This window comes from Afipia massiliensis (assembly GCF_014203115.1).
GTDB classification, from domain to species: Bacteria; Pseudomonadota; Alphaproteobacteria; order Rhizobiales; family Xanthobacteraceae; genus Afipia; species Afipia massiliensis.
Genome location: NZ_JACHIJ010000007.1, coordinates 279,820 through 291,194 on the forward strand (window position 1 = coordinate 279,820; position 11,375 = coordinate 291,194).

At 60.1% G+C, this 11,375-nt stretch carries 11 protein-coding genes and 1 tRNA gene; 10 read left to right on the forward strand and 2 right to left on the reverse strand.

Features of this window, described 5'->3' with window-relative positions; translation table 11 throughout:
* Positions 1-36: 36 nt before the first annotated feature.
* From fliJ to HNQ36_RS22515, 3 genes are all read left to right on the forward strand, one after another.
* On the forward strand, positions 37-456 hold the full coding sequence (fliJ, locus tag HNQ36_RS22505) for a flagellar export protein FliJ (protein WP_002713080.1): 420 nt from the start codon (positions 37-39) through the stop codon (positions 454-456).
* Between the two features lie 305 nt (positions 457-761).
* On the forward strand, positions 762-1,310 hold the full coding sequence (locus tag HNQ36_RS22510) for a sigma-70 family RNA polymerase sigma factor (RefSeq protein ID WP_184089100.1): 549 nt from the start codon (positions 762-764) through the stop codon (positions 1,308-1,310).
* Between the two features lie 16 nt (positions 1,311-1,326).
* Positions 1,327-2,334, forward strand: a complete 1,008-nt coding sequence (locus HNQ36_RS22515) for an anti-sigma factor (RefSeq protein ID WP_184089104.1) — start codon at positions 1,327-1,329, stop codon at positions 2,332-2,334.
* Between the two features lie 135 nt (positions 2,335-2,469).
* Here the strand turns inward: HNQ36_RS22515 and HNQ36_RS22520 are convergent, their stop codons facing one another.
* Positions 2,470-2,679: a hypothetical protein gene (locus HNQ36_RS22520; protein WP_046827433.1), complete on the reverse strand. Its 210-nt coding sequence runs from the start codon at positions 2,677-2,679 to the stop codon at positions 2,470-2,472.
* Between the two features lie 303 nt (positions 2,680-2,982).
* Positions 2,983-5,115, reverse strand: coding sequence for a flagellar biosynthesis protein FlhA (flhA, locus tag HNQ36_RS22525; protein ID WP_046827432.1), 2,133 nt, complete (start codon positions 5,113-5,115; stop codon positions 2,983-2,985).
* A gap of 291 nt (positions 5,116-5,406) precedes the next feature.
* Here flhA and HNQ36_RS22530 point away from each other — a divergent pair, with 291 nt between their 5' ends.
* The 7 genes from HNQ36_RS22530 (at position 5,407) to HNQ36_RS22560 (ending at position 11,320) form a co-directional block, all read left to right on the forward strand.
* Entirely contained in the window at positions 5,407-6,645 is a 1,239-nt protein-coding gene (locus tag HNQ36_RS22530) for an MFS transporter (RefSeq protein ID WP_184089107.1), read from the forward strand.
* A gap of 91 nt (positions 6,646-6,736) precedes the next feature.
* A complete protein-coding gene (panD, locus tag HNQ36_RS22535) occupies positions 6,737-7,084 on the forward strand; it encodes an aspartate 1-decarboxylase (RefSeq protein WP_184089110.1) in 348 nt (115 codons plus the stop codon).
* Between the two features lie 92 nt (positions 7,085-7,176).
* Positions 7,177-8,307, forward strand: a complete 1,131-nt coding sequence (locus tag HNQ36_RS22540) for an 8-amino-7-oxononanoate synthase (RefSeq protein WP_184089113.1) — start codon at positions 7,177-7,179, stop codon at positions 8,305-8,307.
* Positions 8,304-8,945, forward strand: a complete 642-nt coding sequence (gene bioD / locus HNQ36_RS22545) for a dethiobiotin synthase (protein ID WP_184089116.1) — start codon at positions 8,304-8,306, stop codon at positions 8,943-8,945. The genes HNQ36_RS22540 and bioD overlap by 4 nt, the downstream gene beginning before the upstream one ends.
* Complete coding sequence (locus HNQ36_RS22550) at positions 8,942-10,198, forward strand: adenosylmethionine--8-amino-7-oxononanoate transaminase (RefSeq protein WP_184089119.1); 1,257 nt, start codon at positions 8,942-8,944, stop codon at positions 10,196-10,198. The genes bioD and HNQ36_RS22550 overlap by 4 nt, the downstream gene beginning before the upstream one ends.
* A 170-nt stretch (positions 10,199-10,368) precedes the next feature.
* A tRNA-Ile gene (locus HNQ36_RS22555) sits at positions 10,369-10,444 on the forward strand.
* 468 nt (positions 10,445-10,912) lie between these two features.
* Entirely contained in the window at positions 10,913-11,320 is a 408-nt protein-coding gene (locus HNQ36_RS22560) for a hypothetical protein (RefSeq protein WP_184089122.1), read from the forward strand.
* Positions 11,321-11,375: the final 55 nt, after the last annotated feature.

Sequence of the window (11,375 nt, forward strand, 5' to 3'; positions counted from 1 at the left end):
CGGTTTCTGATTGGGACTTCTGGGGAGTACGAGTCGATGAAGTCACGTGAAACGCTGATCCGCCTGAAAAAATTTCAGGTCGACGAGAAGCGCCGAAGGGTTGCGCAGATCGAAGGCATGATCGCTGACTTCCAGCGTATGTCGGTCGACCTCGAGCGCGAGATCCAGCATGAGCAGGAGCGCGCTGGCATCAACGATCCCACGCACTTCGCCTATCCCACCTATGCCAAGGCTGCCATTCAGCGCCGTGAAAACCTGACGCGTTCGGCGGACGAATTGCGCGTTCAGCTTGAGGACGCCAAGGCGGTGCTCGGCGAGGCGTTCGAGGAACTCAAGAAGGTCGAGCTTCTCGACGAGCGCGATCAGGCGCGTGAACGCGCCGAGGAAAGCGCACGCGAACAGGCCGATCTCGACAGCATCGGTTTGATGCGTTCGCGGATCGGAGCGATGGCCTGAGGGCCGTTGTGTCCGGCATTTGCAGCGCTGGAACCGTGCGCCGCCCGATGAACTCGTTGGTACGTCATTGCCGCAGGTCGCCTGTTTGACATCAAAGGCACTGGTTTTCGCGATATGTTTCGGTGATATGAAGCCCGGGCCGCAATGCCCGGGTTTTGCTTTTTCGTGCCTCTGGTGGTTGCTGCGGTTCTGAGATGGAAGCTGGACCGGATACGGGCAAGATGTGATACGAAATGGCAAAATCGCGGCTTCGATTTTCGAGCCTGCCGGGTACGATCGAGCGACGTATTTTTTGAGGGAATTTAATGCTGACGCCGGCTGAGTTGATCTGGCTGCTCGCATCGGTTGCGAAAGGGGACGAGGCGGCATTTGAGCGCCTTTACGCCGCCACCCGGGCGAAACTCTTCGGCGTGGCTCTCCGTATCTTGAGACGTCAGGATCTTGCGGAGGAAGTTGTCCAGGAGGCCTACGTCAAGATCTGGCACAACGCCGGACAGTTCAATCCGTCGCTGGCGTCCCCGATCACCTGGATGGTTTCCATTGCCCGCAACCGGGCCATCGATGTTGTGCGTAAACGCAGCGAAGCGTCCCTTGAAGACGAGCCAGCCGCCATGGAAGTGGCATCCGATACGCCTGATCCGCTGGCGCGGAAGGAAATGACCGAAGAGTTGAAGCGTATTCTGGAGTGCGTCGGGTTGCTCGACCCCGAGAGGCAAAAGCTGGTGCTGCTGGCCTACTACAATGGATGGAGCCGCGAACAGCTCTCGGAGAAATTCAATACGCCGTTGAACACGGTGAAGACGTGGCTGCGGCGCAGTATGATTGAAATTCGCGGATGTCTTGGTTTGGAATGATTGCGATTGGTATGAGATGAACTACAGCGAAGACCATATCGCGCTTGCCGCGGAATACGCGCTCGGTACTCTCAGTGCCGACGAGCGCGCGCTCGTCGAAACCATGATGATCGTTGATCACGGCTTCATGGAAGTGGTCGATGCGTGGGATCGCAAGCTGAGCCCATTGCACCAGATGGTCGCTCCAGTGGAGCCGCCGCCGCATCTGTGGGACAACATCAGCGCAGCCCTCGGTCTGGTGGGACCTCAGCCGGTCATCGTTGAAGAGCCCAAGGCAGAGCCGAAGCCGGAAGAACCGGTCACAGAGTCTGTACAGGCACCTGTGGTTGCCGAGCAGGCAGAGCAGACCACTGGTCCGGAGCAACCTGCCGTGACCGCTGTTGCGGCCGATGCGCCGGCAGAAACTCCCGTTTCCGCCGAGACGCCCGAGGCCGTACCCGAGCCGGTCGCGGCACAACCGTCGAACGTCGTTCCATTGGCCGGCCGCAAGAACGGCGGACAGACATTTGGATGGGTGATGACGGCGGTCGCCGCATCGCTTGCGGGCGTGATCGCGCTTCAGGCATACCGCCCCGAATTGCTGCCGGAAAAACTTCGGATCAAGCCGCAGATTCAGGTCGTCGAAGTCAAGGCACCTGCGCCTGCGCCGGCCGCGCAGTTCGTGGCGGTGCTTCAGCAGAACGCCACGGCGCCTGCCTTCATCCTGACGGTGGACACCGCAACGAAGAATTTCACCGTCCGCAAGGTTGGGGCGACACCTGAGCCCGGCAAGAGCTTTGAGCTTTGGCTGGTGTCGGACAAGTTGCCACGTCCGCGCTCGCTCGGCGTCATTGGCGGCAGTGACTTTACGATCCGCCCAGCGTTGTCTGCTTACGATACCGATACGATCAACAAGGCCACGTTTGCGGTGACCATCGAGCCCGAAGGCGGCTCGCCGACCGGCGTGGCCACTGGACCGATCGTCTATACGGGCAAGCTGGTTGAGAGCGTACCTGCGCTTCCGGCCTCTGCACTGCCACGCTGACATTCTGACATTCGCGCAACAAAAAACGCCCGTGGGGAGCGGGCGTTTTCTGGTCTCAGACTTGGGGTCTTCTGAGCAATCACAAGGCGACTTCGGGGGGCGGGGAAGAGAGCCTTGTGAATTCGTAAATCCTTTTTAGCGGATCGCTGATTGATCCGAGCTGGTCAACACGACGGCTTTATTCGCCTTGATCGCCGGACCGGTGGCACGAGCGGTCTGGGTGAGGCCGTTGTCGGAAAGGCGTGCGGAAATGCTGAAACCGGCGACGCCGATTGCAGCGACAAGCGCCACGATGACGATCTTCAAATGTGTCATGCGGTCCGCACTGTAAAACGAATGGTTCATACAAACCTCCCGCCGCCTTTTTGATGCATCCGAACGTTTGTCTCGTCCGCATGCCCATGGGTTCAAAGTCCCACGTGTTAAGAACGTAATTGGCAGGGATTTGTTTCCAAGCACCCTTCACAAACGAGTGAAATGTCTTGAACTTCCGAGAGGTCGATAAACCAATCTTATGTTTGTGAGTTAAATCAATAGCTTAGATAGCATTTTTTTGCTGCGACGCAGTATACGAAATTCTGATTCGCCACGAAAAGCTTGTCTGTGACCAGAATGCCGCAGGCATTTCGCCTCCAGCCGGCCATTGGATCAGATGCTTCCGACCGTTTTCAGGCGGGCGCGAGGATGAATTTCAGCCTGCGAGAGAACCGTGGTTTGGGCGCGGAAACGCTCTACCAGCGAGCGTACGAACGGCCGGATAGCGGCCGACGTCACCAGCACCGGTGCTTCCCCTTCGCGTGCGGCCTGCTCGAAACGGTCGCGCACGATGGTCATGAACTCGGACAGTTTGGATGGCTGCATCGCCAGGCTGCGCTCTTCGCCGGTGCCGATCAGCGACTCTGCGAAGGCTTGCTCCCATTTCGCACTGAGCGCGATCAGCGGGAGGTATCCGTTCATCGATGTGTTTTGCGCGCAAATCTGCCGTGCCAGTCGGGCACGTACGTGTTCCGACAGCGTCGATGGATTGCGTGAGAAGGCGAGCCCGTCGGCGATACCTTCAAGGATCGTGGAGAGATCGCGGATCGAAATGCGTTCGGCCAGGAGCAGTTGCAGGACGCGCTGGATACCGGACACCGTGATCTGGTTGGGCACGATGTCCTTGACCAGTTCACCCTGTTCCTTTGGCAGGTCCTTGAGCAGCTTTTGGACCTCGCCGTAGGACAGCAGATCCGACATGTTGCCCTTGAGCAGTTCGGTGAGATGCGTGGAGAGGACGGTCGCAGAATCCACCACCGTGTAGCCCTTGAGCGAGGCCTCCTCCTTGAGCGACGCATCGACCCAGGTCGCTGGCAATCCGAATGTCGGCTCGGTGGTATGGGTGCCCGGAATCGTGACCTGGTTGCCGGCCGGGTCCATGACCATGAACTGGTTCGCCCAGATGCGCCCGGTTCCGGCATCGACCTCCTTGATCTTGATGACGTAGGTGTTCGCTTCGAGCTGCACATTGTCGAGAATGCGCACGGCGGGCATCACGAAGCCCATCTCGGTGGCGAGCGAGCGGCGCAGGGCCTTGATCTGGTCGGTCAGGCGATCAGTACCGTCCGGTCCGTTGACGAGCGGCAGCAGCGCGTAACCCAGCTCGATCTTGAGATCATCGATCTTGAGCGCGCTCGAGATCGGCTCTTCGGCCGCCGCAGCGGCTGCTGCGGCCGCGGCTGGAGCTGCCGCCTCACGCGCTTCCTCTGCCTTGACGGTATGATTACGGGTGCGTGCATTCCAGGCCAGCCAGCCGGCACCGCCGCCCAGCAACAGGAAAGGCAGCATTGGAATGCCCGGCAACAGCCCCAGCACCAGCATCACGCCGGACGACATCCCAAGCGCCTGCGGGTAGCCGGACAACTGTTTCATCATGGCCTTGTCGGCGGCACCGGTGACGCCAGCCTTCGACACCAGGAGGCCCGCTGCGGTCGAGACGATCAGCGCCGGCACCTGCGTGACGAGGCCGTCGCCTACCGTCAGCAGCGTATAAACCTTGGCGGCGTCTCCGAAACTCATTCCTTGCTGGGCAACGCCGATGATGATGCCGCCGATCACGTTGATGAACACGACCAGCAATCCGGCGATAGCATCGCCGCGCACGAACTTGGACGCACCGTCCATGGCGCCGAAGAAGCCGCTTTCGTCTTCGATCTCCTTGCGGCGCTGCTTGGCGACCTTCTCGTCGATCAGACCGGCGGACAGGTCGGCGTCGATCGCCATCTGCTTGCCCGGCATCGAGTCGAGGTGGAAGCGCGCTGCGACTTCGGCGATGCGGCCCGAACCTTTGGTGATGACGACGAAGTTCACGATTACGAGAATCGTGAAGACGATGATGCCGATGACGAAATTGCCGCCCATCACGAAATTGCCGAACGCCTCGATGACGTGACCGGCGGCGGCGGTGCCTTCATGGCCATGCGACAGGATCAGGCGGGTCGAGGCGAGGTTGAGCGACAGCCGCAGCATGGTCGAGATCAACAGGACCGTCGGGAACGCCGAGAATTCGAGCGGCGTCTGAATGAACAGCGCGGTCATCAGGATCAGGATCGACAGCGTGATCGAGATCGCCAGAAACAGATCGAGCACCACTGCGGGCAGTGGCAGGATCAGCACGACCAGAATAGTGAGAACACCGAAGGCCAGCGCGAGGTCGCCTCGCTTGAGCATGGTGCCGATGTCGCTGAAGCTGGGAAATCCGGAACTGGCCGCCGCGCTGCCCTGACCCGCCGTCACATCAACCATCGTCGCCGCTTCCCCCCGCGAATGTCGCTCGCGAGCCCCAAAGGTTTGGGCGGCGGCCGAAGGGCCACCGCTCCTAAAGTGAGGCACCGCACTGGCATCCACGGGCATTCCCCGTTCAGCGACCGACGACACTCGACTTCACCCGGCAAAATTTGCCCAGTTTATGGTTAGGAAAGAGTTAACGGGAAAGGCGGTGGCCGAAATGCTGGCCTCTTGGAGGATGATATTCTCGCATAACCACTATTCGGAGAATGACTTGACCGGCGGAGCAAGGCCGACGAAGTTGCCTCCGTGCCGGGCTCCACTGATTCACACTCTCATTCCACGACTTTTACCCCCGACTCACGCGCGGCGTGGGTGCGGCTGGGTATTGCCCTGATCGTTGGGTCGATCGGCAGCGTCGGGATGTGGTCGGTGGTGGTGGTCATGCCCGTGGTCCAGGCCGACTTTGGCGCGACGCGCGGCGCGGCATCCCTGGCATTCACCTGCACCATGCTCGGCTTTGGATTCGGCGGGGTGGTCATGGGCAAACTGTCGGACCGCTTCGGCATCGTGCTGGCGATTGCGATCGGCATGGGGGCCATGCTGTTCGGCTACCTCGGCGCAGGCTACGCCGCTGCGCTCTGGCAATTCAATCTCATGCACTTTTTGATCGGTCTCGGTGCTGCCGCAACCTTCGGGCCGCTGATGACCGAGGCATCGCACTGGTTCGATCGCCACCGCGGACTTGCCGTCACCATCGCTGCGAGCGGCAACTATATCGCTGGCACGTTCTGGCCAACGATCGTCGAGCGCGGCACCGCCTATGCGGGATGGCGCGCCACCCATATCGCGATCGGAATCGGCTGCACCATCATCATGGCGGTCGTCGTTGCCGTTCTGCGCTGGCAGATCGGCAGTGAATCGGCGCGTTCGCACGAAGATGCTCCGCCACCGCGCGTCGACCTGCAAATCAGCACGAATGCGCTGACCACGGTGCTTGGCATTGCGGCAATTGCCTGTTGCGTGGCGATGTCGATGCCACAGGTTCATATCGTCGCCTACTGCGGCGATCTTGGTTACGGCGTGGCGCGAGGCGCTGAAATGCTGTCCTTGATGCTGGCCTTCGGAATCGTCAGCCGGATCGGTTCCGGATTTCTCGCCGATCGCATCGGCGGATTGCGTACGCTGCTGGTCGGCTCGATCGCGCAGGGCGTTGCGTTGATGTTCTATCTGTTCTTCGACGGGCTGACCTCGCTGTATATCATCTCCGCGATGTTCGGCCTGTTTCAGGGCGGCATTGTGCCGAGCTACGCCATCATCGTGCGGGAATCGATGCCCTCAAATGTAGCCGGGACCCGTGTTGGCATCGTGATCTTCGCATCCGTGCTCGGCATGTCGTTCGGTGGGTGGATTTCCGGCGTCATCTTCGATGCGACTGGCTCCTATGCGGCAGCCTTCCTGAACGGTGCCGGCTGGAATGCCTTGAATATCGCCATCGTCGTGGCGCTGCTGATGCGCGCACGCCGGCGGCGCATGGCTTTCGCCTGACAGCCGGTTCCCCCTAAAGTCTTGACCTCGGCAAACGGTCGTCCTAACGGACTCTCGCGCGAAACGTCCGCGCCGGAACCAGGGCAGGCCGATGCACGTCACGCTGATGAAGGGGAAAATCCACCGCGCACGCGTGACGGAGGCGGACCTGCACTATGAAGGGTCGATCTCGATCGATCGCACACTGATTGATGCTGCCGGCTTTCTCATCAACGAACGGGTCGATATCTACAACATCGATACCGGCGCGCGTTTTTCGACCTATGTCATCGAGGCGCCTGCGGGCTCAGGCACAATTGGTTTGAACGGAGCGGCAGCGCGGCTCGCGATGATGGGCGACAAGGTCATTATCGTGGCCTATGCGAGTTTCGATGAAGCCGAGGCGCGGCAGTTTCAACCGCGCGTGGTTCTCGTTAATGAAAGAAACCAGAAGCTTTAGCGTCGTCTGCGAAAGTGGATGGTCCACACAAGTCGTTGACCGGCAGTTGCTGCTAACCGTATCCGGTTTTCTTCACGTCGACGGAGCGCTGCATGCTTGAGAAATTCGAAGCCGATTTGAACGATCTCGCGAGCCGTGGTCGACTGCGTTTACTTCGTGGCCGCGCTGGAATCGATTTCACATCGAACGATTATCTGGGCCTCGCCGAATCCGATGAACTGAGGCGTGCTGCCTCTGACGCTATCGCGCGGGGCGTTCCGGTTGGCGCGGGCGGTTCGCGCCTGCTGCGCGGTAATCATCCCGAGCATGAAGCGCTCGAGGCCGAGGCTGCGGTTTACTTCGGCGCGGAGACTGCGCTTTATTTTGGCGGCGGCTTTGTCGCCAACCATGCGATTTTCTCGACACTGCCGCAACGCGGCGATCTCGTTGTTCATGATGAACTGGTTCATGCCAGTGTGCATGAGGGTCTGCGCAGCGGCCGCGCCGATCGTGTCGCGGTCGCGCACAACAGCATCGATGCGTTCGATGCTGCGATTGCTCGCTGGCGCTCAGCCGGCGGCAAGGGCCGGCCATGGATTTCGGTTGAGAGCCTGTACAGCATGGACGGCGACAGCCCGGACGTCGCGGGGTTATTTGCCGTTGCTGATCGTCATGAGGCGATGGTCGTGATCGACGAAGCGCATGCGACCGGTGTGCTCGGCCCGCAGGGGCGGGGACTGGCTGCTCCCTTCGAAGGACGCGACAACGTCATCACGCTGCATACTTGCGGCAAAGGGTTGGGGACTGTCGGCGGGTTTGTCCTGGCGCCGCGCACGATCCGCGATTTTCTGGTCAATCGCGCGCGGCCTTTTATCTTCGCAACGGCGCCGTCGCCGCTGATGGCGGCGATCACGCGTTCGGCGCTTGAAATCTCCAGAACAAATCCGGAGCGTCGCGAGCGGCTGGCGGGTCTGGTGCAGTTCGCAAGTGGCGAGCTTCGCCGCCGCTGCGGTATAGCGCCGTCCGGCTCGCAGATCATTCCTGTCGTCATCGGTGCTGACCGCGCAGCAGTCGCTGTCGCTGCATCCCTTCAGCAGCGCGGATTCGATATTCGCGCGATACGTCCGCCGACCGTTCCCGAAGGAACCGCGCGTCTGCGCATCGCGCTGACACTGAATGTCGATGAAGCGGTGGTCGCGGAACTGTTTGAGGCGCTTGCCGAAGACATGCGGAAAGCAGCATGAACGCCCGCGTCGTCGTCACCGGGACGGACACCGGCATCGGCAAGACGGTCTTTGCCGCGGCGCTCGCCGGCGCGCTCGACGCATTTTACTGGAAGCCGGTGCAAGCTGGCCTCGATGAGGAGACCGACCGCGAAACGGTGATGCGGCTGTCCGGTCTGTCCGAACAGCGCATGCTGCGCGAGGCTTACCGGCTGAAGACGCCGGCCTCGCCGCATCTCGCGGCGAAAATCGACGGTGTTACGATCGACCCGCACATGCTCGCATTGCCGGATGTCGATCGGTCTCTGGTGATCGAGGGCGCAGGTGGCCTGATGGTCCCATTGGCGGAGAATCTGACCTACATAGATGTCATGGCCCATTGGGCTGCCCCGGTTGCGCTGTGTGCACGGACCACGCTTGGCACCATCAATCATAGCCTGTTGTCGATCGAGGCCCTGCGCGCCCGCAATGTTCCCTTGCTTGGTGTCGCGTTCATCGGCGATGAAAATGCCGAGTCCGAGCGGATCATCTGCAAGATCGGTCAGGCCCGGTATCTCGGCAGATTGCCGCTTCTCGCGTCGCTCACGGGCGAGGCGTTGCGTACGGCGTTTGCGCAACACTTCAATGCCGATGACTTTCTGAAAGGCTCAGGCCTATGACAAAGTCTCCGGTCTGGCATCCATTCACGCAGCATGCGGTGCAACCCGAACCAACCCTGATTTCCAGAGGGGAGGGCGCCTGGCTCGAGACAGCCGACGGCCGTCGCATTTTCGATGCCATCTCGTCGTGGTGGGTGGTGACCCATGGTCATCGCCACCCACACATCGTGAAAGCTATCAAGGATCAGATCGACCGGCTGGATCAGGTGATTTTCGCAGGCTTCACGCATGAGCCGGCGGAGAAGCTGGCGCGGCATCTGGTTGAAATCACGCCACCTGAACTTGAGTATGTCTTCTTCTCCGACAGCGGATCGACCTCGGTCGAAGTTGCGCTGAAAATGGCGCTGGGGTTCTGGCAGAATAGCGGCATCAAACGGAGCCGGATTCTGGCGCTGGAAGGCGCATATCACGGCGACACCATCGGCGGCATGTCCGTCGGCGAACGCGGCGTGTTCAATGCGCCGTATGACCCGCTGCTATTCGATGTCGAGCGCATTCCGTTCCCTGCCGCCGGCCGTGAGGAGGCGACGCTGGACGCGCTGAAGGCGGCGTGCAAGCGCAGCGACGTTGCCGCGTTGATTATCGAGCCGCTCATCCTCGGTGCGGGCGGTATGCTGATCTATCCAGCGAGCGTCCTGGCGGAAATGAAGCGGGTCTGCGAGGCGCACGACGTTCTGTTCATCGCCGATGAAGTCATGACTGGGTGGGGGCGGACCGGCACCTTGTTCGCCTGCGAGCAGGCGGGTATCGCACCTGATATCGCGTGCTATTCGAAAGGGCTGACGGGAGGCTCGGTACCGCTGGCGGTGACGTTGTGTCGTGCCGACATTTTCGACGCGCACTATTCGACCGACCGCAGCAAGACGTTCTTTCATTCCAGTTCGTACACTGCGAACCCGGTCGCGTGCGCGGCTGCATTGGCCAATCTGGAAATCTGGCAGCGCGAGCCGGTGATGGAGCGGATCGGTTCAATCGCAGCATTACATAAAGACAGGCTCACGCGGTTTCGCGACGACCGGCGTTTTGCCAATCTGCGTCAGATCGGAACCATCGCGGCACTCGATATCGTGGCGAAGGATGCGGGCTACCTGGCGGATATCGGCCCGCGCCTCTATCGCGGGTTTCTCGCGCGCGGGTTGCTGGTCCGGCCGCTTGGCAACACGGTCTACATCATGCCGCCCTATTGCAGCACCGCGGACGACCTCGATCTGGTCTTTGACGCTATCGATGAACTGGCGGGCGAGGTCGCCTGAGGATCACGGCGGCCCAATGCCGTTTTCGATAGAAAGCCCTCGAAATGTAGCCAACCGCGCCAGGAGGCCGGGATATGTTCCGGGTGGCGTGCACCTTGGATTGCCCGGCGGCGGCGGTCATTGTATGGGGTGCTTGCACCGTTGTCTGCCGTTGTGGCGGAGGACCGGCGGGGCCTGTAGCTCAATGGTTAGAGCCGACCGCTCATAACGGTCTGGTTGCAGGTTCGAGTCCTGCCGGGCCCACCAATGAAATCAATGACTTAGCTTAAGTTTCTTCGCCACAGTCTGTTCTTCACCCACCGTTTCACCCACCGATTGCGGTGACGTCGGGATAGGGTCAATTTTCTCTCAATTCACCAAAAGCTAGCACTATAAAAGAATATTATTCCACACACTTGAGATAAGAAGAAAAATATTTTCATTCTGCCTCAGGCCAGGCCGCCTACAACGGTCGGCTCAGAGGTAGCGCGGCCCACCCCCATGCCGGACGCTATCGCGCCCTTACTTGGCCGCGGACCCTCTCGACCGCGTGCCGTTCAGCGTTCTCAAACGAGCGCTTTTCGCATCTGCGCGCGGCGAAGCGCCGTGTTTCTCGCAAAGGAAGGGGAGCAACGGGCTTGCTTTATGTTCATGTTATGTTCTACTGGAACTTGTTCTATCGGGTTCCGTTGCTACTCGCTATGGTTGTCCTGGGAAGAAACTCAGGGGCAAAAAATGGCGAAGCGTTTAACGCGCAAATTCGAAGCGTATGTGATGCATGCGCATCACGATACACCAGCGACATACTCGGATCTATTTCAGAAACTTGCGAGGTTAAGGCGAGAAGACCGTATTTTCAGGTTCTCCGACGAAGTCGTAGTTGGTTTTCCTATCGTTTCCAAAGAGGGCGATGGTTATTTCATCCAAGCTGCTGAGGGGGGCGACGATTCAGCGCTCGTCCTAAATGTTGAAACCGGGGATACCCGCGAGAACATTCTGGAGCGCTCCGAGATGCTGAGTCACGCGACACATTTTGTTGTGTCGCCCAGAACACGAAGGGCTGCCATTGAGTTCTCTCACCGCGGAGCCAAGTCGCATATGCTTGTGACCTGCACCCCTGAAACGCCCTCGATTTTGAGTTAGGATTTCTGTTCTCCAGCCAGGAGACAGACGATGCGTAAGAGCAGGTTTACCGAAG

What these genes read in the sequence shown, in the direction of transcription:
- fliJ (WP_002713080.1), top strand. Translation starts at nt 37, where the DNA reads ATGAAGTCACGTGAAACGCTGATCCGCCTGAAAAAATTTCAGGTCGAC.
- HNQ36_RS22510 (WP_184089100.1), top strand. Translation starts at nt 762, where the DNA reads ATGCTGACGCCGGCTGAGTTGATCTGGCTGCTCGCATCGGTTGCGAAA.
- HNQ36_RS22515 (WP_184089104.1), top strand. Translation starts at nt 1,327, where the DNA reads ATGAACTACAGCGAAGACCATATCGCGCTTGCCGCGGAATACGCGCTC.
- HNQ36_RS22520 (WP_046827433.1), bottom strand. Translation starts at nt 2,679, where the DNA reads ATGAACCATTCGTTTTACAGTGCGGACCGCATGACACATTTGAAGATC.
- flhA (WP_046827432.1), bottom strand. Translation starts at nt 5,115, where the DNA reads ATGGTTGATGTGACGGCGGGTCAGGGCAGCGCGGCGGCCAGTTCCGGA.
- panD (WP_184089110.1), top strand. Translation starts at nt 6,737, where the DNA reads ATGCACGTCACGCTGATGAAGGGGAAAATCCACCGCGCACGCGTGACG.
- HNQ36_RS22540 (WP_184089113.1), top strand. Translation starts at nt 7,177, where the DNA reads ATGCTTGAGAAATTCGAAGCCGATTTGAACGATCTCGCGAGCCGTGGT.
- bioD (WP_184089116.1), top strand. Translation starts at nt 8,304, where the DNA reads ATGAACGCCCGCGTCGTCGTCACCGGGACGGACACCGGCATCGGCAAG.
- HNQ36_RS22550 (WP_184089119.1), top strand. Translation starts at nt 8,942, where the DNA reads ATGACAAAGTCTCCGGTCTGGCATCCATTCACGCAGCATGCGGTGCAA.
- HNQ36_RS22560 (WP_184089122.1), top strand. Translation starts at nt 10,913, where the DNA reads ATGGCGAAGCGTTTAACGCGCAAATTCGAAGCGTATGTGATGCATGCG.